General features: G+C 62.9%; 25 protein-coding genes and 1 pseudogene. 12 read left to right on the forward strand and 14 right to left on the reverse strand.

All coding sequences use genetic code 11. The features are described 5' to 3' along the window. Nucleotides 1-77: 77 nt before the first annotated feature. Nucleotides 78-689: an FMN-dependent NADH-azoreductase gene (locus ACF8E5_RS20705; RefSeq protein ID WP_392475734.1), complete on the reverse strand. Its 612-nt coding sequence runs from the start codon at nt 687-689 to the stop codon at nt 78-80. A gap of 129 nt (nt 690-818) precedes the next feature. Here ACF8E5_RS20705 and ACF8E5_RS20710 point away from each other — a divergent pair, with 129 nt between their 5' ends. Beyond that, nucleotides 819-1721 (forward strand): LysR substrate-binding domain-containing protein, encoded by a 903-nt coding sequence (locus tag ACF8E5_RS20710; RefSeq protein ID WP_058639339.1) that lies wholly within the window; start codon nt 819-821, stop codon nt 1719-1721. 73 nt (nt 1722-1794) lie between these two features. On the opposite strand, the gene ACF8E5_RS20715 is transcribed toward ACF8E5_RS20710, so the two are convergent. Together ACF8E5_RS20715 and ACF8E5_RS20720 are read right to left on the reverse strand one after the other, a co-directional pair. After that, complete coding sequence (locus tag ACF8E5_RS20715; protein WP_196125475.1) at nt 1795-2208, reverse strand: DUF1294 domain-containing protein; 414 nt, start codon at nt 2206-2208, stop codon at nt 1795-1797. Continuing rightward, nucleotides 2201-3031 carry an undecaprenyl-diphosphate phosphatase gene (locus ACF8E5_RS20720; protein WP_078479429.1) on the reverse strand — a complete coding sequence of 277 codons (831 nt, stop codon included), beginning with the start codon at nt 3029-3031 and terminating at the stop codon, nt 2201-2203. The genes ACF8E5_RS20715 and ACF8E5_RS20720 overlap by 8 nt, the downstream gene beginning before the upstream one ends. Before the next feature lie 387 nt (nt 3032-3418). On the opposite strand from ACF8E5_RS20720, the pseudogene ACF8E5_RS20725 reads away from it, so the two are divergent. The 11 genes and pseudogenes from ACF8E5_RS20725 to ACF8E5_RS20775 form a co-directional block, all read left to right on the forward strand. Continuing rightward, nucleotides 3419-4090, forward strand: a pseudogene (locus ACF8E5_RS20725) (cache domain-containing protein); the annotation flags it as partial. A 138-nt stretch (nt 4091-4228) separates the two neighbouring features. Continuing rightward, complete coding sequence (locus ACF8E5_RS20730; protein ID WP_392475746.1) at nt 4229-4963, forward strand: methyl-accepting chemotaxis protein; 735 nt, start codon at nt 4229-4231, stop codon at nt 4961-4963. Nucleotides 4964-5075: 112 nt separating this feature from the next. Next, on the forward strand, nt 5076-5642 hold the full coding sequence (gene pnuC / locus ACF8E5_RS20735; protein ID WP_392475735.1) for a nicotinamide riboside transporter PnuC: 567 nt from the start codon (nt 5076-5078) through the stop codon (nt 5640-5642). Further along, the gene (locus ACF8E5_RS20740) at nt 5639-6202 is read left to right on the forward strand and encodes an AAA family ATPase (protein ID WP_392475736.1); all 564 of its coding nucleotides are present in this window, start codon (nt 5639-5641) and stop codon (nt 6200-6202) included. The genes pnuC and ACF8E5_RS20740 overlap by 4 nt, the downstream gene beginning before the upstream one ends. A 290-nt stretch (nt 6203-6492) precedes the next feature. Continuing rightward, entirely contained in the window at nt 6493-6927 is a 435-nt protein-coding gene (locus ACF8E5_RS20745; RefSeq protein ID WP_058639343.1) for a hypothetical protein, read from the forward strand. A gap of 1 nt (nt 6928) precedes the next feature. Next, nucleotides 6929-7507, forward strand: a complete 579-nt coding sequence (locus ACF8E5_RS20750; RefSeq protein ID WP_145254562.1) for an adhesin — start codon at nt 6929-6931, stop codon at nt 7505-7507. Between the two features lie 49 nt (nt 7508-7556). After that, a complete protein-coding gene (locus ACF8E5_RS20755; protein ID WP_392475737.1) occupies nt 7557-8975 on the forward strand; it encodes a heme utilization protein in 1419 nt (472 codons plus the stop codon). A gap of 60 nt (nt 8976-9035) precedes the next feature. Continuing rightward, entirely contained in the window at nt 9036-9716 is a 681-nt protein-coding gene (locus ACF8E5_RS20760; RefSeq protein WP_023533487.1) for a C39 family peptidase, read from the forward strand. 45 nt (nt 9717-9761) lie between these two features. Then, entirely contained in the window at nt 9762-10520 is a 759-nt protein-coding gene (locus tag ACF8E5_RS20765) for a hypothetical protein (protein WP_058639346.1), read from the forward strand. Between the two features lie 45 nt (nt 10521-10565). Then, nucleotides 10566-11846, forward strand: a complete 1281-nt coding sequence (locus ACF8E5_RS20770; RefSeq protein ID WP_058605135.1) for a hypothetical protein — start codon at nt 10566-10568, stop codon at nt 11844-11846. Nucleotides 11847-11980: 134 nt separating this feature from the next. Continuing rightward, nucleotides 11981-14182: an LTA synthase family protein gene (locus ACF8E5_RS20775; RefSeq protein WP_078478691.1), complete on the forward strand. Its 2202-nt coding sequence runs from the start codon at nt 11981-11983 to the stop codon at nt 14180-14182. Between the two features lie 69 nt (nt 14183-14251). On the opposite strand, the gene ureG is transcribed toward ACF8E5_RS20775, so the two are convergent. From ureG to ACF8E5_RS20830, 11 genes are all read right to left on the reverse strand, one after another. Continuing rightward, entirely contained in the window at nt 14252-14875 is a 624-nt protein-coding gene (gene ureG, locus ACF8E5_RS20780) for an urease accessory protein UreG (RefSeq protein ID WP_027915537.1), read from the reverse strand. Between the two features lie 11 nt (nt 14876-14886). Then, a complete protein-coding gene (locus ACF8E5_RS20785; RefSeq protein ID WP_058605132.1) occupies nt 14887-15561 on the reverse strand; it encodes an urease accessory protein UreF in 675 nt (224 codons plus the stop codon). After that, on the reverse strand, nt 15561-16106 hold the full coding sequence (locus tag ACF8E5_RS20790; protein WP_058639348.1) for a HupE/UreJ family protein: 546 nt from the start codon (nt 16104-16106) through the stop codon (nt 15561-15563). The genes ACF8E5_RS20785 and ACF8E5_RS20790 overlap by 1 nt, the downstream gene beginning before the upstream one ends. A 17-nt stretch (nt 16107-16123) precedes the next feature. Next, nucleotides 16124-16609, reverse strand: a complete 486-nt coding sequence (ureE, locus tag ACF8E5_RS20795) for an urease accessory protein UreE (RefSeq protein ID WP_058639349.1) — start codon at nt 16607-16609, stop codon at nt 16124-16126. A 10-nt stretch (nt 16610-16619) separates the two neighbouring features. Continuing rightward, nucleotides 16620-18323, reverse strand: coding sequence for an urease subunit alpha (ureC, locus tag ACF8E5_RS20800; protein WP_058639350.1), 1704 nt, complete (start codon nt 18321-18323; stop codon nt 16620-16622). Further along, the gene (locus ACF8E5_RS20805; RefSeq protein WP_028687722.1) at nt 18320-18637 is read right to left on the reverse strand and encodes an urease subunit beta; all 318 of its coding nucleotides are present in this window, start codon (nt 18635-18637) and stop codon (nt 18320-18322) included. Before ACF8E5_RS20805 ends, ureC begins: the two co-directional genes overlap by 4 nt. A gap of 19 nt (nt 18638-18656) precedes the next feature. Next, entirely contained in the window at nt 18657-18959 is a 303-nt protein-coding gene (locus tag ACF8E5_RS20810; protein ID WP_003253929.1) for an urease subunit gamma, read from the reverse strand. 11 nt (nt 18960-18970) lie between these two features. Then, a complete protein-coding gene (locus ACF8E5_RS20815; protein ID WP_326384080.1) occupies nt 18971-19804 on the reverse strand; it encodes an urease accessory protein UreD in 834 nt (277 codons plus the stop codon). A gap of 280 nt (nt 19805-20084) precedes the next feature. Continuing rightward, a complete protein-coding gene (gene xerC / locus ACF8E5_RS20820) occupies nt 20085-20999 on the reverse strand; it encodes a tyrosine recombinase XerC (protein ID WP_197844804.1) in 915 nt (304 codons plus the stop codon). A gap of 243 nt (nt 21000-21242) precedes the next feature. Next, nucleotides 21243-23504, reverse strand: coding sequence for an ATP-dependent DNA helicase (locus tag ACF8E5_RS20825; protein ID WP_392475738.1), 2262 nt, complete (start codon nt 23502-23504; stop codon nt 21243-21245). Beyond that, nucleotides 23501-25150, reverse strand: coding sequence for a VRR-NUC domain-containing protein (locus ACF8E5_RS20830; protein WP_078478698.1), 1650 nt, complete (start codon nt 25148-25150; stop codon nt 23501-23503). Before ACF8E5_RS20830 ends, ACF8E5_RS20825 begins: the two co-directional genes overlap by 4 nt. Nucleotides 25151-25152: the final 2 nt, after the last annotated feature.

Below are 25152 nucleotides of genomic sequence, written 5' to 3' on the forward strand. Positions count from 1 at the left end.
ATCAGCAACATGCGGTTGGTACGCCCATGAAAAAGGGCCGCCTAGGCGACCCTCAATTTGCGCTGTTTCCCCTGCCTTTATGCCACCGCGAACAGATCGTTTTCGATGTGCGCCTGTGCCGCGGCAATCGCTAGGGTGCGCTGCTCCGGGCCATAAGCCAGGCCATGAGCTCGAACCACGTGCAGGTCGGTAATGCCGATGAAGCCCAGGAACACCTTGAGGAAGTCTTCGTGGCCGACCCCTGTTGGTTGATCGGCGTGCATTCCCCCTGCCGTGGAAACCAGCACCACTTTCTTGTCACCGCACAGGCCTTCTGGACCAGCCTCGGTATAACGGAAGGTCTTGCCGGCGACGGCGATGCGGTCGATCCAAGCCTTGAGTTGGGTCGGCACGCTGAAGTTGTACATTGGCGCGCCGATGACCACTGCGTCGGCGGCCAGGAACTCTTCGAGGGTCTCGGCACTGAGCTTGGCCTCGAAGGCCTGGGCCGCATCGCGCAGCTCTTCACCGGTGCCGGCAGCCATCAGGGTTGCGGCCGAGAAGTGAGCGATGGCATCGGCTGCCAGGTCGCGATAACCCACTTCAACGTTCGGCTCAGCGGCCTGCCACGCGGCGACGACTTCACGGCTCAATTGGCGCGAGGCCGAGTTGTCACCCAGGATGCTCGAATCGATGTGCAGCAGTTTCATGGGGTACTCCTGTGAAAGGGGGTAAGGCTGAATATATTCGATGAAAAGGATGTTACCTAAGTGTGTAATGGATGATAAGTGCGCCCAATCGCGCTAGTTTGTCCTACCCCTGGAACAATGAGCCGTGCCATGCAGGATTTGAACGACCTGTTTTACTTTGCCCGTGTCGTCGAAGCAGGCGGGTTCGCCGCCGCTGGACGCCAGCTCGGCATTCCGAAATCAAGGCTATCCCGCCGTATCGCCGAACTGGAGGATCGCTTGGGCATGCGCCTGCTACAGCGCACCACGCGGCAAGTGAAACTGACAGCCGTGGGCGAACGCTACCTGCATCACTGCCAAGCCATGCTCCTCGAAGCTGAAGCCGCTGAAGAGGCAGTAGCCAGCATGAGCAGTGAACCACGCGGCAGGCTACGCGTGTCCTGCCCGGTGGCCTTGGGTCATGCGTTCTTGCCGGACGTGGTAACCCGGTTTCTGCAACAGTATCCGCTCGTGCAGCTGGATCTGGTCTTGCTCAACCGTAGAGTGGACCTGATCTCTGAAGGAATAGATGTAGCGCTGCGAGTGCGCGACTTGGGCGATGAAGACCCTACGCTGGTGACCAGGCGACTGTGTCAGGCACAGATGCAACTGGTAGCCGCGCCCGGTTTCGCCCCCCAGGTGCGCACGCCTGAGCAGCTGGCCGACCTGCCGGTGCTGGGTGCACCCGAGGCCGACCGCCTGGTACACCTGAGGCTGCAGGGGCCAGGGGGCCAACAACGCGCCTTGGCGCTCGAACCCAGGCTGTCAGTGGACGATTTCGTGGTACGTAATGCAGCTGTACGCGCTGGGCTGGGCTTCACCGCCCTGCCCAGCCTGTTTTGTGAAGAGCAGCTCCAACGCGGTGAACTCGTTAGATTACTTCCGGACTGGTCCTTGCCAGGCGGCTACCTGCAGGCGGTTTACCCGCACCGACGCGGTGTCACGCCTGCGGTGCGGGTATGGATCGACCATTTGGCCGCCTCATTCGAAACGTGCGGGGAACGTTACGTGTGACACATCACTGAGCCCAACCCGAGTGGCCGGGACTTCAATGGGGGCGCTCGCCCCCATTCGTGATACAGCGGCTTCACCCCAACGCTGCAGCTCGCCCTTGAAAGAACAGCCAATACGCCCAGGCGGCCTGGTGCACGACCACGATGGCCCAGAACTTGACCTGGTAAGGCACCTTGCGTGTCTTGTGCCGGAACACCTGCTGCGCCAGCAGAGCCCCAGGCCAGCCACCGAACAGTTCTACACCATGCAGCAGCTTCTCCGGGGTGCGTCGCGCTTGGCTGCGGGCCTGGGACTTGTCGCACCAATAGAGCAACACAGTGAGCAGACTCATCACCGGGTACACCACCAGCGGCCACCACGCCTGCGCGTCGTAGGCCAGGCACGCGACGCCCAACACCGGCAGCACACACAGCAGCCCCAGCAGCACTCCCTTGAACTTGGCATTGCGTATCCGTGTCGGGCGCTGGCGGTCTGACTGCTCATCCATGAGCGACGGTCCAGTCGACCCAGCCAAACAGCCAGCTCGCCAGGATCAGCATGCCGAAGACGATCCGATACCAGGCAAAGGCTGCATAACTGTGGTTGGCGATGAATTTCAGCAGACCGCGTACGGCGATCATCGCGAAGATGAACGAGGTGACGAAGCCCAGCGCAAAGACCGGCAGATCATCGGGCTGGAACAGATGACGGTACTTGTAACCCGAATACACGGCAGCCCCCACCATCGTCGGCATCGCCAGAAAGAAGGAAAACTCCGTCGCGGCAGTACGCGACAGGCCAAACAGCAGGCCGCCGATGATGGTCGAGCCGGAACGCGAGGTCCCCGGGATCATGGCCAGACACTGCACGAAACCGATTTTAAGCGCGTGGCTCCAGTGCATCTCGTCGACATGAGTCACCTGAACCCTGTGTTGGCGTCGCTCGGCCCAGAGCATGACCACCCCACCCAGTACCAGCGCAGCTGCCACGGTGACAGCGTTGAACAAGTACTCATGAATCAGGTCGGCGAACAATACACCCAATACCAACGCCGGCAGGAAGGCCAACAGCAAGTTGCCGGTGAAGCGCTGCGCTCTGGGCTGATTCGGCAACCCACGGACCACAGCGAATATTTTGCCGCGAAACTCCCACATCACCGCCAGGATGGCGGCCAGCTGAATGATGATGTTGAAGGCCATCGCCCGCTCACCTGTGAAACCGATGAGGTCGGCAACGATGATCTGGTGGCCAGTACTGGAAATCGGCAGGAACTCCGTCAGCCCTTCCACCACGCCCAGTATGATTGCCTGAAAGGCCGTCCAAAAATCCATCATTCCCCCGATGGAGCCTGCTCGTGGCAAGCTCCTTGTTCTTGATTTGCCTGAATATTGCCGCACGCGGCCCGGCTGTTTTACAGCGTCTGTTGGTCGCAAAGCCAGTGGAAAAGTTCACGGTTACTAAAGGTTTCATCTTGCGCCGCCGAAATGCTGGCAGAGCTCCTTTGCACTGTCATGACGTGGCAGGCAACAGACTCCACGGCACATGGCACTTAGCCATTGGTCGAGTGGGTCCATGGCCGCAGGCGTGCTTGGATGCAGGTGAGAACAAGAACAAATGGAGCATGCGCAATGAAGACGCTTAGATCGATGTCGATCAGCAGCCGTTTATGGCTGATCCTGATAGTGGCCATAGCCATGCTGTTGGTGCTTGGTCTGCTGATGCTGCGCCAGATCCACGGCGACTTGTACCAAGCCAAGGCAGAGAAAACCCGGCATGTGGTGGAAACGGCCACAGGTGTACTGGCGCATTTCCAACAGCTGGAGGCCGCCGGTACCTTGAGCCGTGACGCGGCCCAGCAACAAGCCCTGCAAGTGGTAAGGGCGTTGCGCTATGACCATGACGACTACTTCTGGATCAACGACCTGACCCCGCGCATGATCATGCATCCGGCCAATCCCAAGCTCGACGGCCAGGACCTTTCGGGCATTCGCGACCCGGATGGCTTTGCCGTATTCAACGAAATGGTCGCGCTGGCGCGCCAGCAGGAGGCTGGGCCCGTGAATTACCGCTGGCCCAAGCCAGGGGCTAGCGAACCTGTTGCCAAGACATCCTACATCCAGCTGTTCAAGCCCTGGGGCTGGATCATCGGCTCTGGGGTCTACGTTGACGACGTACAGACCGAGTTCGCTCGCCAGCTGCGTGACGCTTCGCTGCTGGGCATGGCGATCGCGCTGCTGATGGGCCTGATGGTCTGGGTGATCGCACGCAGCATTGCCCGCCCGCTACAGGAAGCCGTGCAGGCCATGGGCAATATCGCCAGCGGCGAAAGCGACCTGACCCGGCGCCTGGACACCCACGGGCGCGATGAACTCAGTCAGCTGGGCGAGCACTTCAACCGCTTCAACGGCAAGTTGCAAGGGGTGATCGGGCAATTACAAAGTGCGGCGCATGCGCTGGCCAGATCAGCCGACCATGTAGGCGACAATGCCGGTGCGGCGCAACAGCAAAGCGCCCAACAATCCCTGCAGATGGACCAGGTGGCAACGGCCGTGAACGAGGTGACCTACGCCGTGCAGGATGTGGCCAAGACCGCCGAGCAGGCCGCCGGGGAAATGCACTGCGCTCAGCAACAGGTCGCCCATGGGCAGCAGGCGATCCATGGCAGCCTGGCCCAGATCGACCGATTGTCCATGACCATCGAACAGGCGGTGCAAGTAATCCGTGACCTGGCCGGGCACAGTACCCGTATTGGCGGCGTGCTGGACGTGATCCGCTCGATCGCAGAACAAACCAACCTGCTGGCGCTTAACGCGGCGATCGAAGCGGCTCGCGCGGGCGAACAAGGCAGGGGTTTTGCCGTGGTAGCCGATGAGGTACGCCTGCTGGCGCAGCGCACGGCCCAGTCCACGGCCGAGATCCACACCATGATCGAACACTTGCAGAGCCAGTCCGATGCCGCCGTCAAGGCGATCGACACCAGCAGCGAGGCCTCACGGCAAACCGTCACGCAAGCCCGCGAAGCAGGCGCCAGCCTAGATGCGATCAACCAGGCCCTGCACACCCTGACAGCGTTGAATGCCTCTATTGCCAGCGCCACCCTGCAGCAGTCCCACGTGGTCGAGGACATCAACCGCAACGTGCTGGACACGGCAGGCCTTTCGCAGCAGGCGGCCGAGGCGGCACGCCAGTCCAGTGAGGCCGGCGTGGCGCTGGGCCGCCTCAGCCAGGACCTGGAACAACTGCTGCGCCAGTTCAGGGTCTGAAGCCGACACCGGCTCAGGGCTGCTAGACGGCCCTGATCCCGGCAACGCTCTACACCTTCCTTGAGCTAACCGCTACAATCGCGCCCCTCCCTGAAATCTCCAAGGATCGCCGATGTCCGGCCTTGAATTCATCGCCGCCGTCCTCGGCGTCATCGCTGTGTGGCTCACGGTCAAGCAGAACGCCTGGTGCTGGCCCCTCGGCCTGATCATGGTGCTGATCTATGCCTGGCTATTTTATGAGGTCAAGCTCTATTCGGGGATGCTGCTTCAAGTTGCCTATGCGCTGTTGCAACTGTATGGCTGGTGGCAGTGGAAGCGGCCTGAACGGCAAGACGCGGCACGCCAGGTATCGAGCTTACGGCCCGGCGCGCTGGTCATCCACCTGGGCCTGGGCGTACTGCTTAGCGCAGCATTGGGTACTGCCATGGCCACCTGGACCGATGCCGCCCTGCCCTGGCTGGATGCCAGCCTGACCGGCTTTAGCCTGGTGGCCCAGCTGTGGATGGCGCAAAAGCGCTTGCAATGCTGGCCCCTGTGGGTCGTGGTGGACATCATCTATGTCGGGCAGTACCTGCACCAGCACTTGTATTTCACCGCGGCGCTGTTTGCGGTGCTCACCCTCATTGCCCTGCGCGGATGGCTGGAATGGCACCGGGACCCGGCGTTGGTGAAGCCATGAGCGCTGTCACGAGCACCCAGGTTGTGGTGCTGTGCGGCCCCGAATCCAGTGGCAAGAGCTGGCTCAGCGGCCAGATCCAGGCGCGTTTCGGAGGGCTGGTGGTGGGTGAGTACGTGCGTCATTTCGTCGACCAGCACTGCCGCGACACGTGCTACGCCGACATCCCCAGCATCGCCCGTGGGCAGTTGGCCTGGGAAGACGCTGCACGCGCAGCCTCGCCGTCGCTGTTGATTCTGGACACCCACCTGCTCAGCAACATGCTCTGGAGCCAGACCTTGTTCGGCGATTGCCCACCTTGGCTGGAGCAGGCTCTGCTCGATCGTCACTACGACCTGCACCTGCTTCTCAGCCCAGAGGGCGTACCCTGGGTTGCCGATGGCCAGCGCACCCAACCAGATGTGCGAGAGCGCCAGCAGTTTTTCGAGGCAAGCCTGCACTGGCTGCAAGACCACGATCAGCCTTATCACATCATCGAAGGTGACTGGGCGACACGTCAGGCCCTGGCGCTGGAACTGGTCGCCTCGACGCTGCGGGGCTCTGAGCCGGTGTTAAGCCTCTGACACACCCCGGCTGTTGCCAACCCCGCAAGCATGCGGCTTACGCCGTGAGCTCCGATAAGTGTCACGCCACCGATACACTGCCTGTCATTCCAATCAAACCCAGCCCTAGAGGTGACCGCTTGGTCATCAGTCAATAGTCGTTGTATCAGCACTGACACAACGCAGCCCTACACGACAGCTTTCATCGCGCTAACCCCCTGAAATACAACGACTTCTCAAAAGCGGCACGGCTTCTGCTCTTGCTAGCGCAACGCTGAACAAGGCCAGCGGCTGAAGAAGGAATTGCCGTCGTGAGGAACATCGACAAACGCCTGGGTTACCTGTTGCTGCTGGGGTGCGCGATCAGCTCGCTCAGCGCGACCGCCCAAGCCGACAATGGCACCATCGTCATTACCCGCGACGTGCAGACACGCAATGCCGTGATTCCCCCACTGCGTCCGGACCCCACACCCACCACCGTCAATGCCAACCCGGTCAATCATGTGCTGCGCCAGACCAACGAGTTGAGCGATGGCGACTTCGCCAGCATCAGCAGCGGCTCAGGCATCAACGCCCTGATCACCCAACACACCGATCACCTGGGCAGCAACCTTGGCCACCAGAGCCAGTTGCCCAACCTCTCTGGCGGGCGTGGAGCAGGGTCGGGCAACGGGATCTCCAACATGGTCAATTCGAGCGTGCAGAAAGGCCTCGCGCCCCTGCAGATCCTGACGGGGGGCAAATGACATGAAGCCTGCCCTGCTCGTCATCACCCTGCTGTGCAGCGCCTCTGCCATGGCCCAGCCACCGACTGCCATCAGCAACAGCGCCACCATCGACGACGCCGGCCGTGCCTATCAGGGCAACATGACGGTTAACCAGGCCGCCGGGGACATGCAGCAGCAGGCCAATGCCCGGGCCTTCGCCCTCGGCCACGGCGCCAGTGCCACGACCCAGATCCGGCAACGGCTCAATACGCCTGCGCACGCTCCCATGGATACCCAAGCCCGCATTGGCGGCGCCTCGTTCAGCCACGGTAATGGCGCGCTTGGTGTCAACCAGAGCGCCGGTGCCGGCACCCAGCAGGCCAACGCCCTGCGCATCAGCGTCGGAACACAACCGCAAAGCATCGACGACAGCGTCCTCCTGCAACAGAACGTGACGCTGCTCAACACCTTTGACTCAGCTGCTACCCCGACAGGTCATCGCCAGGTCACCACCAGTGACCAGGCGTTCACCGGTGGCCGTGGCGTGGTTCAGCTGAATCAGAGTGCCGGGGTGGGAAACCGCATGGCCAACACCTTGAGCATACGAGTCGCCGACTGACCGTTTGAGTCATGAACGACACTTAACCTTTAGAGTACGGAGAATCACCATGAAACCTTCGATGGCACTCAAGCCTCTGGTTTTCGCAATTGCTGCGGTCATGGCCGTTGCTGTACAAGCCGATCAGAACCGTCGCAGCTACAACGGCAACAGCACCACCTGGCTGCCTATCTCGGCCAAGGCCGATGCGCTGGACACCCAGCGTAGCACCGGCAACACCATCACCAACCAGGGCACCGTGAACGAAGCTGAAATGAGCAGCTCGGCAACTGGCGCCAGTGGCAACGTGGGTGTCAACGTGGCGTCTGGTAACGGTAACCAGCAGGGCAACGCGTCGGCCATCGCCAACGCCGCTGCCGACTCTACCCTGGACAACAGTTTCGTCTTCGGCACCGCGCAAGCCAATGCTGACGTCAGCCAGTACAGCAACAACAACCGTGTCGACAACTGGTCGACCCAGTCTTCGGCGGTGATGAGCGGCTCTGGCGAAGGCAGCTCGGGCAACGTAGGCATCAACATTGCCGGCGGCGACCTGAACCAGCAGAAAAACAGCATGGCCATCGCCAATACCAATGCCGGTATCGGCAACGCCACGGCTACGGCCAAGGCCGACCAGAACGGTCCTGGGCTTGTGGTCAACAATGGGGCCGACCGCACTTACCGTGTCGATACCCTGACCTTCACCACCTCGGCCACCGGTTCCAGCTCGCGTGAAGGTACGCTGAACTCGACCGATGACCGCAGTGCCTCGTCCAGCTTCAACCTGGCGGGCTCGCAAAGTGCCAGCTCCAGCGGCTCCAGCGGCTGGAATGCGAGTGGTTCGAGTGCCAATAACGCCAGCGGCTCCAACAGTGCCAGTGCCAGTGGCTCCAACAGCTGGGGCATGAGCGGTTCGGCCAGCGGCAGCGCCAGCGCTTCGAACAGCGCCAGCCTCAGTGCCAGCCTGGCAGCGGCTGCCGATGCCACGCGTACCCTGACCCTGACCAACGGTGATCGCGAGCGCACCCGCACCAGCAGCGTCGACGGTTCACTCAATGCATCCCTGGATGCCTCGGTAAACACCTCGCAGCAAAGTGCCTACGACTCTTCGTTCGAGAAAGCCTTCGACTCCAACTACGACAAGTCGAGCGAGTCGGCCTATAACCATTCGCGGGACTCGTCGTACACCAAGTCCCATGACTCGTCCTACGAGAACGCTTCGGCTTCGGCGTTTGAAAAGTCTGGCGAAACCTCCAGTCAGTCCTCCAACGACGTGGCCAAGAGCTACAGCGAAAGCAGCGCTTACGACTTGAGCAATACCGTGTCCTTCCAAGTGCTGACCCCGACCGGCTGGGCCAACCCTGTGACCAACACTGCAACCCTTAGCGGTTCGGTCAATGGCGGCAGCGGCAACCTGGGCGTGAACGTGGCGGCCGGTGTCGGCAACCAGCAGAGCAACTCGCTGGCTATCTCCAATACCTCGTTCTGATGCCAGACCCAAGGCCCCCTTTCAGGGGGCCTATCTTCAACGCATCCAAAGGCGTCGATCATGCGCGTATTCGCCCTGGCGTTCCTGCTGTGCCTGGCCAGCATGGGTCAAGCAGCCCAGATGCCCCTGTCCGTCCTGCCCGGCGGTGCGGTGGTGTTCAAGCCCATCCAGAGCATGCGCGAACGCAAGTTCGCCGACTTGGTGCAACAGAAAACCGACTTCAGCTGCGGCGCCGCCGCGCTGGCAACCATCCTGCGCCAGGCCTACTGGCTGGACGTGGACGAACACCAGATCATCGAAGGCATGCTGACCCATGCCGACCAGAACCTGGTCCGCACCCAGGGGTTTTCGATGCTCGACATGAAGCGCTACGTGGAAAGCCTGGGCATGCGCGCCCGGGGATACCGGGTGGCGCCCGAGACCCTTAACAGCGTACGAATCCCGGTGGTGGTACTGATGGACATCCGCGGCTACAAGCATTTTGTGGTCATGCAGAAGGTCGACCGAGGCTGGGTCTACATCGGCGATCCGGTGTTGGGGCACAAGCGCTACAGAACCGAGGACTTCCTCAAGGGCTGGAACGGCATCATCTTCGCGGTGATCGGCCAGGGCTACGACAAGCACAACGCCCTGCTCGACCCTCCGTTGCCGCTGACGGCCAAAGGCCGCCTGGACGGCTTCACGCCCGTCAAGGATGCCGATCTGCTGGACTACGGCTTCATTCGAAGCGATTTCTTCTAACGCCTCTTCCAAGAACAAGGTGCATGATGCGCCGGGGAGCATTGCATGAAGACCCCTACCTGGTTGGTGCTGGCCTGCATGACGGCCTGCCTGCCTGTCCACGCCGAAGTGCTGCACCCCATCGAGCTCAAGGACCAGGAGCTGGCGAGCTTGCGTGGGCGCTACGTGATGCCGGGCCGAATCGTGAGTTTTGGCATCGTCATGAGCAGCACCTGGCAGAACGCGCGCGGTGAAGTGATAGGCGCCAGCAGCACCTTGCAGGTGCAAGAGGCCACGATCAAGCCGCAGTTCTATGTCTCGCTGATCGATGAGCACGGCGCGCCGACGGCCCAGGGAGGCGCCCAGCCGGTCGCCCAAGGCAGCGGCACGGTGAGCGGCGGTGCCGGGCTCGGCACCACCCAGGGGGTGACCCAGGTGGTCCGCGCGGCCGGCGACGACAACAGTGCGTACAACACTGTAAACGTCAACGTGACCAAGGCCGATCAGGCCCCCGCCGTGCAGCCCCATGGCCAGGTCTTGGCCGCTGGGCAGACGCTGATGGCCGAGAACGGTGCCGGCGCGCTGAGCGTATCGTCCACAGGCGTGGGCGTACAAATGAACATAGACGCCAACGCCAACCAGGGCAGCAGCGTGCAGCGCCTGGCCCAGGGCGGGTTGATGCAGAACACCACCGTGCTTGGCAATGGCAACCTGGTGAACAACGTCACCTCCCTGAACGTGGTCATGCGCCAGAACCTGCCGACTGCCGCTTCGCTAAATGGCAGCCTGGACCAGCTCAAAGGGCTTCGCTCTGTCGGATACTGATCTACGCTCAGTCTCATCACAGCAGTCGGAAGGGACGGCATCTTCATGCAACGATCGTTAGCACTCAAAGCGGTTGTGTGTTTGACAACCTTGGCACCCGCCACATCGCTGTACGCCGCTGTAGATCCGCAAGTAGAAGCACTCAAACAGGAACTGACCGAACTCAAGCGCCGCTATGAAGCCCAGCAGCAGGCGCTGATGGTGCTGGAGCAGCGGGTTCGCCAGGTCGAAGAAACCCCGGCCGCGCCCCCGCCAAAACGCCTGGTGCGATCGCCCAGCGAACGGGTCAAGGGGGCCCAGACCGTCGCTGCCGGGGCGCCTGGGACCACCGGCAGTTCGTATGGACAGGCGCTGGCCGCAGACTCCGAGCCTGCGCAAAGCGTCTCCAACCTGTACGACGAGGCCAGCGGGTTCTTCGGGGGTGGCAAGTTCAGCCTCGAAACCGGCTTGACCTACACCCACTACGACACCCGCGCCCTGACCCTCAACGGCTTCCTGGCGCTGGATTCGATCTTCCTGGGCAATATCAACCTGGACCGGATCAAGGCCGACAACTGGACCTTGGACCTGACGGCACGCTACAACCTGGACCAGCGCTGGCAGTTCGACATCAACGTCCCGGTCATCTACCGCGAGTCCACCTATTCGTCTGGCGGCGCAGGCGGTGCCGGGCCGAGCACCTCGGACGCCACGGTCACGCGGGACCCGGAAATCGGCGATATCAACGTAGGTGTCGCCTACAAGTTCCTGGACGAATCCGAGACCTGGCCAGACGCCGTGGCCACCCTGCGGGTCAAGGCGCCGACCGGCAAGGACCCCTATGGGATCAAGCTGCGCGAAGTGGCGGGCAACGACAATCTTTCCGTGCCCGAGAGCCTGCCGACCGGCAATGGGGTCTGGTCCATCACGCCGGGTATCTCGCTGGTCAAGACGTTCGATCCGGCCGTGCTGTTCGGCAGCTTGTCCTACACATACAACCTGCAAGACTCCTTCAGCGACATCAGCCCGCAGGTCAACAGCAAGGTCCCAGGTGACGTGAAGCTGGGCGACTCGTGGCAGATCGGTGCGGGTATTGCCTTCGCGCTGAACGAGAAGATGAGCATGTCGTTCTCGGTCTCCGACCAGTTCGGACGCAAGAGCAAGATCAAGCCCGACGGTGGTGACTGGCAATCGGTCTCCAACAGCGACTACAACGCGGCCAACTTCAACGTCGGCATGACGTTTGCGGCGACCAACAACCTCACGATCGTGCCCAACCTGTCCATTGGGCTGACAGATGATGCGCCCGATTTCTCGTTCAGCCTCAAATTCCCTTACTACTTCTGATGAACGACGCACCGGGCCCGCTTACGCGGGCCTCCTTTTGTGTGCCCGCGCTTTGCACGCCCGCCTTGCCCGGCCTCGGCCTGTTATCATCAGCCACAGTTTGATGACGATTTAATGGCAAAGGAAAGATTTTTGTGAAGAGCCTTTCAGACCCCTCACACCAGCGGCTCGCCGCCTTGGCCGTGTTGGTGCTGGTGCTACCTCTGGGCGCACGTGCCGTGTTGGGCTGGTCCAACCCGCTTGGCTATCTCTCCGACCTGGCCTTGGGCGGCGCACTGGTGCTGCTTTTGCACCGCCGGCCTTGGTGGCTGGCGCTGCCGGTGCTGTTGGCGTGGGCCCTCCTCTGGGTCGCCTCGGCCGAACTGGTCAGCGCGGTGGGACGGTTGCCCACCAGCGCAGACCTCGCCTATCTGGTCGACCCGCAGTTTATGGAGAACTCCACCGGGGGCGGTCTGGCCCACGCCTGGCTGCCTTGGTCCTTGGGTGCCGGGCTGCTGGCCTGGCTGGCCTGGGCGTGGAAGACGCGTACACAGCCTGGCCGATCGCTGCCACGCAAGGCGTGGATGGCGGTCCTGGCGTTGTTCGGCGTGCATTGGGCCAGCCAACACCTGGCACCCTCCGATGCCGAACAGTGGCGTCAATACAACCTGGGCCATCAGCTCGTCTCTGCGGCGGTGGGCGATGTGCAGCGCCAGGTGCAACGCTGGAGCGGCCAGGCGACGCCGTTCACCCCCCTGCCGAGCGCCGGCCTCACCCAGTCGGACCTCAACGGCCAACGCCTGCTCGATGGCCCGGGCAGCGCGCGCAACCTGCTGGTCATCACGCTCGAGGGCATACCGGGTGCCTACCTGCGCCCCAATCGCGAGGCGCTGCACAGCCGCTTCGACGAAGACCTGATGCCGCGCCTGAGCCAATGGGCAGCGCGGGGCATGAACACCCCGGACTATGTCCTGCACAGCCATCAGACCATACGCGGCTTGTATGCAATGCTCTGTGGCGACTACGACAAGCTGGCCAACGGTACGCCCAAGGGCGTGGAGTTGCTGACCCAGGCCGAGCGCAACCAGGCCTGCCTGCCGGCACAGTTGCGCCAGGCTGGTTTTACCACCCATTACCTGCAGGGCGCTGGGCTTCGTTTCATGGCCAAGGACCGCATCATGCCCCACATAGGTTTTGATTCGGTACATGGCGTGGAGTGGTTCGCCAACCGCAATTACCTGGACTTCCCGTGGGGCAAGGATGACCGAGCCTTTTTCGAGGGCGCACTGAATTACGTCGGGCAACTGCGCAAGCAAGACAAACCGTGGATGCTCACCCTGCTCACCGTCGGCACCCACCAGCCCTACTCCGCCCCTGCCGATTACCTGGCGCGCTTCGACACGCCCAAGCAGGCCGCCGTGGCCTATCTGGACGATGCCCTGGGGGCCTTCCTGGATAACCTGGAGCGCCGGGGCGTGCTCAAGGACACCTTGGTGGTAATCACCTCGGATGAATCCCACGGCATCGATGGGGTGCGTCTGGCCTCTTCCTGGGGCTTCAACCTGACCCTCGCACCCGATCAGGCCCAGTTACCTCACCTCAAGGGCGGCACCTACGGGCATGTCGACCTGGCCACTTCGCTGCTGGACTATTTCGCGCTGCCCATCCCGCTGGCCCTTGGCGGGCGGTCGATGTACCGAGACTACGACACCGGTCGTGAAATGATCTCGTTCACCAATGGCATGCTCCGCTACCACAACGGCAAGGGCGTGTTTACCGAGTGCGATTTCCAGCAGCGCTGTCGCCGTTACGCCAGCGAAGGTTTCATTGCCGATCAGGCCCGCTACCTGGACCAGGGCGACAGCGCACTGGGCCAGCAGATGGGGGCATTGGCCGGCGTACTGGACCAGTCGCTGATGCAAAGCCCCCTCAACCTGCGCTATCAATTTGGCGGGCCTTCACCCATCCAGTTGCGCAAGCGCATCCATGACGATTGGGCCGATAACCTGATCGGCGCGCAGTACCTGGAAATGCCCGAGGGCTCGCGCACGCGGGTCAGGGTCAAGGTGCGTGCGCTGGACGCCAGGCACGCCGCGTATATCCAGCTCAAGGCCAAGCAACTGGAGCAGGATGTGCCGCTAGGCTTGCCCGAGGAAGTCAGGGTCACCGCTGACGAGCCGCTGGAGATGGAGTTCGGTTTCGACAACCCGGTGGAGCGCAAGGCCTTCTCCTTCCACCTGCTGGGCTATGGCGGTGGGCAGGTCGAGGTGAGTGACTTCAGCGTGATCACCGCATTGCCTGGCGAGGAGGATTTCCAGGATGAACTGACGCCGGAGCACGTCGCGCACTCAGGCTGATGCGCTGCCGGGTCGCGTCTACCCAGCCTGGCATACCCGCCTGGCTGGGTATTGCCCATCAAGCGGGTGTCAGGTTCGCACGCCCAGCATGCCCCGCTCGATGATGAAGTCGATCACCGCCTGCAACCCCTCCCCCTTTTTCAGATTGCTGAACGTCCAGGGCCGCTCGGGCCGCATCCGTTGGGTGTCACGCTCCATTACTTCGAGTGAAGCCCCAACGTACGGTGCCAGGTCGGTCTTGTTGATGACCAGGAAATCCGACTTGGTGATGCCGGGTCCACCCTTGCGCGGAATCTTCTCGCCTTCAGCTACGTCGATCACGTAGATAGTGAGGTCGGCCAGCTCGGGGCTGAACGTCGCACTCAGGTTATCGCCGCCACTTTCGACAAAGATGACTTCAAGGTTGCCAAACTTGCGTGCCAGCTCCTCGACGGCTGCGAGGTTCATCGACGCATCTTCACGGATGGCCGTGTGCGGGCAGCCGCCGGTTTCGACGCCTACGATGCGCTCAGGCTCAAGTGCACCGGCTTCGGTCAGGATGCGCTGGTCTTCCTTGGTATAGATGTCATTGGTCACCACCGCGATCTGGTAATGGTCGCGCATGGCCTTGCACAGCGCTTCGAGCAATGCGGTCTTGCCGGAGCCCACGGGGCCACCCACACCGACACGCAGGGGTTGTTGATAGCTTTGCATTCAGGCAGTCCTCAAGAACGGAACAAACGGGTGTATTGGGTTTCATGACGCGATGAAGCGATGGCCAACAGTGGCAAGCCGCCGCCAAGCTGGTCGTCGCCAAGGGTCAGGGCGTGGTCGAATGCCTCGGGCAAGTCATTGCTCAGCGCGTGCAGCAGGGTCTGGGCAGCCTGTTGGCCGAACGGCACCAGCTTGACACCGGCCATTACCGCCCCTTCAAGCCAGGCGAAACCGTAGCCCATGGCCAGTTGCCGCAAGGGGATCGCCCAATGCACGGCCAGCCAGGCCATGCCACCCAGCTGGGTGAGCCCCAGGCTGTCACGCCAAGCCGGAACCTGGGCCAGCTGCCAACCGTCGAGCAGTCGCGCCAGGGCGGCCCCACGCTGTTGCTCTTCCAGGCGCAGCTCTGCCGTTTCGCGATTGGCCAGCAAGAACTGGCACCAATGGGCGTAGGCCTGGGCATCGCTGGCCAGGCAGGCGTTGTACAGGCGGACAAGCACGGGCCAGTCCAGGTACGCCAAGGTGTCCTGGATCTGTTCGCGCTGCCAGGCGGCAAAACCATCTGTGTCCTTGACCCACCCTGCCTCGACTGCCCATTCCAGGCCTTGCGAATAGGTGAAGCCCCCGACCGGCAAGCCGGGGCTTGCCAGCTGCAGCAACCGCAGCAACGCCAGATCGGTGCTCATCAACCGGCCAGCACCAGTGCTGCGCCGGCCAGCAGCCCACCGCCGAACGCTTTCTGCAGCCGTGCATGGCGGCGCAGCAGCAAGCCTGCTGCGTAGCCACAGGCCAGTAACAGCCCGCTCACTGCAACGAAGCCTGCGCTGAATTGCCAGAACGCGCTGGGCGTCGCCTCTACCCCATGCGCCCAGCCATGGAACAGCGCAAACACCGGCATGGCCAGCGCCAGCAGCAGTTGCCGTGCTGGCAGCAGCATGGCCGCACCGGCCACCACCAGCGAGCCTGCAATCAGGGTTTCCATGCCCAGTACATTGCCGAACAAGTGTCCCCCTACAGCACCGGCGAACATCGCCGCCAATGTCGCCAAGGGCAGCAGCAACGTGCGGCCAGTGAGCGCCGCCAACACGCCAGTGCCCAGCAGCATCAACAGGTGATCCAGCCCGGTCAACGGGTGCAACAGCCCGTCCTGTAGCGGGTGGGTATCGTGACCAGGGTGGGCGAAAGCGGGCAACGCCAGCATCAGTAACAACAGCGCGAACGTCTTTTTCATAGGTAGCTCCAGTAGGGTCAGGAATGAGCAGGCAGGCGCACGAAGGGGTGACCATGGCCATGGGTATGGGGTGTGCTCTGGTAGGCACCGGCCTCAGGCTCGAAAGGCGCTTGTTCGGCCTCCACGGTCAGGCCCAGGCCGCGCAGCATGTCATCGAGCACATGGTCATGCTGAAAGCGCAGCAGGCCAGGCTCGATCTGCAGAGGTACGTGTCGATTCCCCAGGTGGTAGGCGGCGCGTGCCAGCAGGTGCGGGTCTGCACACCGCACGGTCGAGACTGCTTCGGCCGCGGCCTGCACCCGGATCAACTGGCTGCCGGTAGCATCCGTCAGCAGTTCTCCGCCGCGCAGCAAGTGCCCCCGTTCGAGCATCAGGCCCGCTTCGCGGCCATCGTCAAGGGTTACCCGCAAACGGCTCTTGATGCGGCTGTCCACATCCAGGGTGACAGTGCCGGTTACGGCATGGGTGCCGGGGTCGGTGATACGACGGGTCAGAACTAACATCGGGGCTCCTTCAGAACAGGAAATAGCGCTGCGCCAACGGCAGCTCGGTGGCCGGTTCGCACACCAGCAGTTCACCGTCGGCCCTGACCTGATAGGTCTGGGCATCGACTTCGATCACCGGTTGCAGGGTGTTGTGGATCATGTCGGCCTTGCGCACCCGTCGGCAGCCGTGGGCCACCCCGATCAGGCTGCGCAGGTTCAACGCCTGGTGCAGGCCATCGTCGATTGCGGCTTGCGGCAGGAAGGTCATGCGGGTGGCATGGCGGGCCGCGCCCAGGGCGCCGAACATCGGTCGGTAGTGCACCGGTTGCGGCGTTGGAATCGAGCCGTTGACGTCGCCCATCGGCGCAGTGACGATCATTCCGCCCTTGATCACCAACGCCGGCTTGACCGCGAAGAACGCCGGAGACCACAACACCAGGTCCGCCAGTTTGCCCGGCTCGACCGAGCCGACCTCATGGGCGATGCCGTGGGTGACCGCAGGGTTGATGGTGTATTTGGCGATGTAGCGCTTGACCCGGAAGTTATCGCTATACGCCGTGTCGGGCGCCAGGGGCCCGCGCCGCTTTTTCATCTGGTGCGCCACCTGCCAGGTGCGCAGCACGACTTCTCCGACCCGGCCCATGGCCTGGGAATCGGAAGATGTCATGGCGAAGGCGCCCATGTCGTGCAGGATATCCTCGGCCGCAATGGTCTCGCGCCGGATACGCGACTCGGCGAAGGCGACGTCTTCGGCAATGCTCGGGTCCAGGTGGTGGCAGACCATCAGCATGTCCAGATGCTCATCCACGGTATTGACCGTGTAAGGCAACGTGGGGTTGGTCGAGGACGGCAGTACATTGGCCTGCCCCGCTGCCCGAATGATGTCCGGCGCATGGCCCCCGCCAGCCCCTTCGGTGTGAAAGGTATGGATGGTGCGCTCGCCAATGGCGGCCAGGGTGTCTTCGATGCAGCCGGACTCATTGAGGGTGTCGGTATGGATGGCCACTTGGATGTCCATCTCCTCGGCCACCCCCAGGCAACAGTCGATGGCCGCTGGGGTCGAGCCCCAATCCTCGTGCAGCTTCAGCCCCACGGCGCCGGCGGCGATCTGCTCGCGCAGTGCCTCGGGACGCGATGCATTGCCTTTGCCTAGCAGCCCTATGTTGATGGGCAAGCTGTCGGCTGCCTGGAGCATGCGCGCCAAGTACCAGGGGCCTGGAGTGCAGGTGGTGGCATTGGTGCCGGTGGCGGGCCCGGTACCACCGCCAATGAAGGTCGTCACGCCGCTATTGAGGGCTTCATCCACCTGTTGGGGGCAGATGAAATGGATGTGCGAATCGATGCCGCCGGCTGTGACGATCTTGCCTTCGGCCGCAATCACCTCGGTGCCAGGGCCGATCGGCAAGGTGACGCCTGGCTGGACGTCAGGGTTGCCGGCCTTGCCAATGCCGGCGATGCGGCCATGCTTGATGCCAATGTCAGCTTTGACGATGCCCCAGTGGTCGATGATCAGCGCATTGGTAAAGACCAGATCCATGGCCTCGGCGGCCAGCATCTGCCCTTGGCCCATGCCGTCACGGATGACCTTGCCGCCGCCGAACTTCACCTCTTCACCGTACAGGGTGTAATCCTTTTCGACGGCCACCCACAGCTCGGTGTCGGCCAGGCGTACCCGGTCCCCTACCGTGGGCCCGAACATGTCGGCATAGGCCTGGCGAGACAGTCGGCTCATGCTTCACGCTCCAAAGGCCCCATGACCTTGCCCTGAAACCCATACACCTCGCGCTTGCCGGCATAGGCGACCAACTGCACGGTACGGGCCTGGCCTGGTTCGAAACGCACGGCGGTACCTGCCGGGATGTCCAGGCGAAACCCGCGGGTGGGGCCACGCTCGAAGACCAGGGCCGCGTTGACCTCGTAGAAATGGTAATGCGACCCGACCTGCACGGGGCGGTCGCCGTGGTTGGCAACGCTCACGCTGACGGTGGCACGGCCGCTGTTGAGCTCGATGTCGCCAAGGGCGACCTGGATTTCACCTGGAATCATCAGGGGCTCCGGTGGGGTTTCAGACAATGGGGTCATGCACCGTCACAAGCTTGGTGCCATCGGGAAACGTTGCTTCTACCTGCACGTCGTGCAGCATCTCGGCGATGCCGGGCATAACCTGCTCGCGGGTCAGTACTTCACGGCCAAGGCTCATCAGCTCGGCGACCGTACGCCCGTCACGTGCCCCTTCGAGCACCGCCGCGCTGATCAGCGCCACCGCCTCGGGGTAGTTGAGCTTAAGGCCACGGGCCAGGCGCCGTTCGGCCAGCAATGCGGCGGTGAACAGCAACAGTTTGTCTTTCTCTCTAGGGGTCAGCTCCATTGGTACTCTCTTCAGGTGGCCCAGATTCGTGGCGGGCAGGCGGACAACCCCAGGATGGCCGGACGCAGCACCTGCCAAAGGCGTTGCAGGGTGTGTTGCAGGTGTTGGTTGTCGTGATCGAGCAGGCGGATCACCAGCAGCGAGCCGAGCAGCGTCGCGCCTGCCGGGATACCCAGCGCGTCCAGATGCGGGCGTATGGCCTCAAGCGTGCCTTGATTGGCGGGCGCAGCGCAGAACGTTGCCAGCAACGGATGACCACCGAGCTTCTCCAGGCGTCCACCGCGCACCCGCAAGCGTTCGTGCAGGCCGATTTGGTCTGCAAGCTCGATGCTCAGCAGGCTGTCGAGCGCGCCTTGCTCAAAGCGCTCTTGCATGACCGGCCTACCCAGACACAAGGTTTCCCAGGCCAGTAGTCGAGCGCCGGCTTCGAGGGTGAAGCGGCTCTCGAGCGTTGTCTTGGCACCATTGAAAAAGATGCTGTCCTGAGGCAGCCACTCCAGTGTGCTGCCCGCTGCCAGGTGAAAGCGCTGGGTCAGGCGCGCCGTTGGGCCCACGCTGCGGTAGAACTTGCTCGCCCCCGGCATGGTAAGCAGCGCGTGACTACCGGGCCCCAGGCTGATGTCCAACTCTAGCCGGTCACCGGCGACGATGCCGCCTGGCGGGTGCAGGACATAGACGTGGCATGGCACGCCTTCCGGATAGAATGGCCGCTGCACCAAAAGAGGTCCGAAATGCCGGCGCGCACCAAGGCGGGTCACACCCTCGCGTACGACAAAACGCAATTGCAGACAAGCGCTCCACCCGGTCGGGTCGTCCAATGCTTTTAGCGGCTCTGCGAGCATCATCCTGCAGCCCTTGTAGTGCGTGGCCTGATGGCCGTTGCGAGGGGACCGGGCGGGGACGACTACGCGTTCCTGCCTGACCACTCGATCAAATTCTCGAGGTGGACATAGCAGGGAATGGGCCAATTCGGCAGCTCAGCGGTAGATGCTTGAATCAAAGCGCTGCGCCCGCGTTGGGCAGCTGGTTGGTGCGCGCACTAGCCGAGGGCATGCACGAGCGCCATTGAGGTGCTCGTGGGCCTAGGCATGGGGTGGGCTGTCTTGCGACAAGGGACAGGCGTGTTCAGTAGTCGAAACGGTCCACGGCACGCCGACGTTCGTTGTCATCGCGCCGGTCATAGATGGCCGTGGTCTGGATGTTGGCGTGGTGCGCCAACTTCTGAGCGATGGACAGGTCATGCTCTTCGATGACCCGCGTGATGAAGGCGCGACGAAAATCGTGCGGCATGATCTTCACACCGACCTGCGCACCGCGTTGGCGGGCAATGTAGTAGATCGCATGCTTGGTGATGCGAGCCCGGGTGATGTGGTTGCCCCGCCGAATTCGGTTGAACAGGAACGGATCGTCCTCTGCGCCAACAGGCAAGCCAGCGCGCCGCAGGTCAAGCCAGGCCTGCAGTTTTTCGAAGGCCCAGGGCGGTGCGTACTTGATCAGCTGGTGATTGCCCTTGCCCACCACCTGCAAACTGCGCGCCTCGAAATCCACCTGGTCCAGGTCGATGTCCACCGATTCCGACTTGCGCATGCCGGTGCCGTACAACAAGGCGATGATGGCCGCATCACGAACGCCCTGCGGGCGCGGGTCAGCGGCGCAGACGTCCATCAGTTCCCGAATCAGGCTGCGCCGCAGGTTGCGACCAGGCGGTAGTCGCGAGCCAGTGGCAGGTTTGACCTCACGCATGCGCAGCAGGTGCTCGTGGTCGATCAGGCCCTGTCGCCAGGCCTCGTTCATCACGCCGCGGATGGCGTTGACGTACAGCGACGAGCTATTGGGCGCAAAACCATCGCTGCGCAGCGCGGCGACCAGCCCTATCACATGACCAGGCTCGAGCTGATGCCACGGCACATCGACCAGGTTGCAGTCCACGAACCCTAGCCGGTCGGCAGCGTCCTGGAGGATATAGCGCATGGTCTGCTGGCTGGAGGGCGCCAGCCGGTCCATGTACTGCAAGAGCGGGTTTTTCGAAAGTTCGGACAAAACATAAATCCTGTAGCCGTGTTGCAGCGCAGGCGGACGATGAGTGCAAGCTACCCATTCTCAGGCCTCGGAGACAGCGCACGGGCCAAGCCACTGCGAACCTGACACGCTCAACCGCCCTCAAATACAACGGATTGTGGAACGGTGTGGCCGCTGATCTTACCGCAAAGGGCCCACCAGAACGAACGCAGGGCCTTAAAGCTGCCTTTTCATCAGTAGCGGCAAAGGGCCCGCGCTGCAGTGTCAAGCAATCGCTGGCGGCCACCAGCCTGGAAACATCTGCTGAACACGGGGTTCGGCAAAGCGCTCGTCGATAAGTACCAGTACCCCGCGGTCCTGGTCGCCCCGGATGACCCTGCCTGCTGCCTGGATGACTTTGCGCACACCTGGATACAGGTAGGCATAGTCGAACCCAGCGCCGAACTGGCGACCAAGCCGCTGCTTGAACTGCTCGTTGATCGGGTTGACCTGGGGCAGGCCCAAAGTGGCCACGAACGCGCCGATCAAGCGCGTCCCCGGCAGATCGACCCCTTCACCGAAGGCCCCGCCCAACACCGCAAACCCTACGCCGCGGCCGCCCTCGACGAAACGGTCGAGAAACGCCTGACGCTCGCCCTCGTCCATCCCTGGGGCTTGCGACCAGAGGGGGATTTGCCCGTGCTGGCGCGCCAGCAGCTCGGCCACCTGCTGCAGATATTCGAAGCTGCTGAAGAAAGCAAGGTAGTTACCCGGAAGGCGCTGGTATTGCTGCGCAATCAGCTCGACGATCGGCGCCAACGAGGCGCTGCGCTGCTGATAACGCGTGGAAACCTGACTTGCGATGCGCACTTCCAGCTGCTCGGCGCGAAACGGCGCGGCTACCTCGAGCCAAGCGGTGTCCGCCGGCATGCCCAGCAGGTCGTGGTAGAAGCGCCGGGGGCTCAGGGTGGCTGAAAACAAGGTCACGCTGCGGGCCGCCTGCATACGGGGCGCGAGCAGCCGCGCCGGGTTGACGTTACGCAGGCACAAGGTGGAATAGCGCTTATTGCGTGGGCCGTTGCGCACGCTGATGTCGAAAAGAAAATGCTCGTCGAACAGTTCAGCCACCCGGTTGAACTGCACCGCGTTGAAGAAAAACTGCAGCAGGTGCGGATCGGTATGCGCCGGGGATTGGTTCATCTGCTCCTGGATCAGGCTGGTGCACTGCTGGAGCGCGCGTAGCAGCGCTTGGGGCAACGCGTCACTGGCCTGGTACGGCGCGCGCTGTTCCTTGTGCAGCGCATTCCACTGCCGATTCAAACGGTCCAGCGCCGTGGTCAGCCCGGCCGGCTTACGTTGACGTAATGCCTGCAGCTGGCCCTGATCGAGACTGGCGCTGTACATGCTGCGGCCGCGCTCGACCAGGTTGTGGGCTTCATCCACCAAAACGGCAGTACGCCATTGGTTGGCCTGGGCCAGGCCGAAGAGCAAGGCGTGGGCATCGAAGTAGTAGTTGTAGTCGGCAATCAGCACATCGACCCAGCGCGCCATTTCCTGCCCCAGGTAATAAGGGCATACCTGATGGGCCAACGCCACTGCGCGCAGGCTGCTGCGGTCGAGCATGGGCTGGCCAGCGGCGGCTTCGCGTGCGGCAGGCAGCCTGTCGTAGAAGCCCGCCGCCAACGGACATGACTCCCCGTGGCAGGCTTTGTCCGGGTGTTCGCAGGCCTTGTCGCGGGCGATCAGCTCCAGCGTGCGCAAGCCGGGCTGGGCCTGGGTATCGGTCAGTTGGCGAAGGGCATCCAGGGCCAGCGCGCGCCCCGGTGTCTTGGCTGTCAGGAAGAACAGCTTGTCCAACTGCTGCGGCACCATGGCCTTGAGCAAGGGAAACAGCGTGCCAAGCGTCTTGCCGATGCCGGTACTGGCCTGGGCCATCAGGCAGCGGCCAGTGCTCACGGCCTTGTACAGGGTCTCAGACAGCTGCCGCTGCCCTTGCCGAAACTGCGGATAGGGAAAGCGCAGCGCCAGTAGCCCTTGGTCGCGCTGCGCAAGGCGTCGTTGCTGACGGTGAGCCCAGGCCAGAAACCGTTGGCACTGGTCGTCGAAGAAGGCCTGCAGATCAGTCGCCGTGCAGTGCTGGGTGATCAGCGTCTGCCCGTCACTGTCGACGTCCAGATACACCAGGGCCACATCAAGGGCTGACAGGCCACGCGCCTGACACAGCAGCCAGCCATAGACCTTGGCCTGAGCCCAATGCAATTGGCGATGATTGTCAGGCTGGCGGGCCAGGTCACCCCGGTGGGTCTTGATTTCTTCGAGGCGGTTGCAGGCCGGGTCATAGCCGTCGGCGCGTCCGCGAACACGCAGGGTTTCAAACTGCCCTTCAAGGGCGATTTCCGACTCATAGCCCGCCCCCCGGCGGGCGACCACGCGCCGATGGCCTTCAATGCCTTCCTGGGCTGTGGGCGACGGCGTGAAGCGCAGGTCCAGGTCACCCACCTTGGCGCTGAACTCACACAACGCCCGTACGGCTACGCTGTAGCTCACGCCGCCTCGCTCCAGCGCACATGACACACCGCGACCGGCAGGCCATGCAGGCGGCAGAATTCCAGCCACCGCAGCTGGTTGTCCTGCAGGCGATCACCTGGCCCCTTGACCTCCACCATGCGGTAGCGGCCTTGCTCCGGCCAGAACTGGATCAGGTCCGGCATACCGGTGCGGTTGTTGCGAATGTCCTGCAGCAACCTCAAAAAGCACTGCTTCAGATGGGCGCCCGGCAAGCAGCCCAAGGCTTGGTCCAGCAGGGTTTCACTGAGCATGCCCCAGAACACGAAAGGCGATTGCAGGCCGCGCTTGGTGGCATAGCAGTCCAGAATGGCCTGCCGATGTGTCCCGTCGTCCAGCCGGCTCAGGCAACGCTCGAACACTTGGCTGCGCCGATGCTGGAAGTCGCTGTCGTGCAGGTCTTGTGGCGCCGACTGGAACGGGTTGAAGAAGGCTCCTGGGACCGGGGCGAACACGGCCTCCCAGCACAGCAGGCCGAACAAGCTGTTGAACAGAGTGTTTTCCACATAGTGAACCTCCCCACCCGCCGCAGCCAGATGCTGTCGCACCGCTTCCTCGACGCCAAGCTCGGCGTGGGCTCTGGGCAGTTCCAGCTCCATCACTTCGACGGGCTTGAGGCGCTGGCGACGCTGAGGTGGCCCGCCGAGCTTGCGCGCCAGGCGCGGCAACATGCGCTCCAGCGCCTGTACCTCGAGCGCATTGGCCGGCGCTGCTGCCAGTTGCAGAGCCAGGGCATGGGCCTGCTCCCAGGACTGTGTGCGCTCCAGTACGCGTACTTGACGAATGCGCGCCTGGGGGTGGGCGCACTGGGCGTACACCGCCATGGCCTGATCCCACTCGCCGTTGCGTTCGCACTGCTGGCCCAGCGCGAACAGCAACCGCGCCCGGCGCCTGGCTAGCCATGCATTGCCACTGTGCAAGCCTTGCAGTGTCGCCAGGATCGAAGCGGTATCGGCGCCCTCCTCAAGACGCTCGGCGCACTGGTGCAGCGCCAGGGCCAGATCAACCTCCGAGCGCTGGTGCAAGGCCCGCGAGTCAGCGCTGAACGCTACTTGCTCGAAGCGCAGCACCCCCAGGTCGGCGAGCACGAAGTCCGACCAGTCTTGATAAAGATTGCCGAAAAACAGCAGCCGAATTCGGTCACAGACCGGCTGTCGACACCACTGCACGATACGCAGCTCACTGTCGGCGAACCATTGGCGCAGCGACCGCGGAGCCAGTTCCAATGCTTGCAACTCGGCCAGCAGCTCATGCTTGGCCGCCCGCGGCCGGCTGAGCTGCGCTGCAAAGCACTGCGCCAGTTCATCCTTGCGCAAGAGCGTGAACAACTGCTCGAGGGTCAAGTGCTCGGGCTCGCACACCCAGCCGAGGCCGATCAGAGGTGCCAAAGCCTGCCCGGTATCACCGACTTCGGCATACTGCAGGCGATCATCGCGAAACAGCTCACCCTTGCGCATGACCATGCGCACCATGATCGCTTGTGCAGGCGGGTCCAACTCGGCGAACGCAGCGATGAACGCCTGCTCGCTCAGATCGAGCAGGTCTGCATAGCGCTGCCCCACCCAGCACAGGACCTGGCGGAAGTTATGCAGGTAATACAGGGGATCTTCGACAGAATGGGCAATCACGG

It is taken from the genome of Pseudomonas sp. WSY_20 (assembly GCF_043104335.1).
GTDB lineage: Bacteria > Pseudomonadota > Gammaproteobacteria > Pseudomonadales > Pseudomonadaceae > Aquipseudomonas > Aquipseudomonas parafulva_B.

Coding starts and splice junctions, on each gene's coding strand:
- ureC (WP_058639350.1), bottom strand. CDS start 18,323: ATGAGCCGACTGTCTCGCCAGGCCTATGCCGACATGTTCGGGCCCACG.
- ACF8E5_RS20710 (WP_058639339.1), top strand. CDS start 819: ATGCAGGATTTGAACGACCTGTTTTACTTTGCCCGTGTCGTCGAAGCA.
- ACF8E5_RS20760 (WP_023533487.1), top strand. CDS start 9,036: ATGCGCGTATTCGCCCTGGCGTTCCTGCTGTGCCTGGCCAGCATGGGT.
- ACF8E5_RS20740 (WP_392475736.1), top strand. CDS start 5,639: ATGAGCGCTGTCACGAGCACCCAGGTTGTGGTGCTGTGCGGCCCCGAA.
- ACF8E5_RS20715 (WP_196125475.1), bottom strand. CDS start 2,208: ATGGATGAGCAGTCAGACCGCCAGCGCCCGACACGGATACGCAATGCC.
- ACF8E5_RS20750 (WP_145254562.1), top strand. CDS start 6,929: ATGAAGCCTGCCCTGCTCGTCATCACCCTGCTGTGCAGCGCCTCTGCC.
- ACF8E5_RS20790 (WP_058639348.1), bottom strand. CDS start 16,106: ATGAAAAAGACGTTCGCGCTGTTGTTACTGATGCTGGCGTTGCCCGCT.
- ACF8E5_RS20730 (WP_392475746.1), top strand. CDS start 4,229: ATGGACCAGGTGGCAACGGCCGTGAACGAGGTGACCTACGCCGTGCAG.
- ACF8E5_RS20705 (WP_392475734.1), bottom strand. CDS start 689: ATGAAACTGCTGCACATCGATTCGAGCATCCTGGGTGACAACTCGGCC.
- ACF8E5_RS20755 (WP_392475737.1), top strand. CDS start 7,557: ATGAAACCTTCGATGGCACTCAAGCCTCTGGTTTTCGCAATTGCTGCG.
- ureE (WP_058639349.1), bottom strand. CDS start 16,609: ATGTTAGTTCTGACCCGTCGTATCACCGACCCCGGCACCCATGCCGTA.
- ACF8E5_RS20805 (WP_028687722.1), bottom strand. CDS start 18,637: ATGATTCCAGGTGAAATCCAGGTCGCCCTTGGCGACATCGAGCTCAAC.
- ureG (WP_027915537.1), bottom strand. CDS start 14,875: ATGCAAAGCTATCAACAACCCCTGCGTGTCGGTGTGGGTGGCCCCGTG.
- ACF8E5_RS20720 (WP_078479429.1), bottom strand. CDS start 3,031: ATGGATTTTTGGACGGCCTTTCAGGCAATCATACTGGGCGTGGTGGAA.
- ACF8E5_RS20765 (WP_058639346.1), top strand. CDS start 9,762: ATGAAGACCCCTACCTGGTTGGTGCTGGCCTGCATGACGGCCTGCCTG.
- pnuC (WP_392475735.1), top strand. CDS start 5,076: ATGTCCGGCCTTGAATTCATCGCCGCCGTCCTCGGCGTCATCGCTGTG.
- ACF8E5_RS20770 (WP_058605135.1), top strand. CDS start 10,566: ATGCAACGATCGTTAGCACTCAAAGCGGTTGTGTGTTTGACAACCTTG.
- ACF8E5_RS20810 (WP_003253929.1), bottom strand. CDS start 18,959: ATGGAGCTGACCCCTAGAGAGAAAGACAAACTGTTGCTGTTCACCGCC.
- ACF8E5_RS20785 (WP_058605132.1), bottom strand. CDS start 15,561: ATGAGCACCGATCTGGCGTTGCTGCGGTTGCTGCAGCTGGCAAGCCCC.
- ACF8E5_RS20815 (WP_326384080.1), bottom strand. CDS start 19,804: ATGATGCTCGCAGAGCCGCTAAAAGCATTGGACGACCCGACCGGGTGG.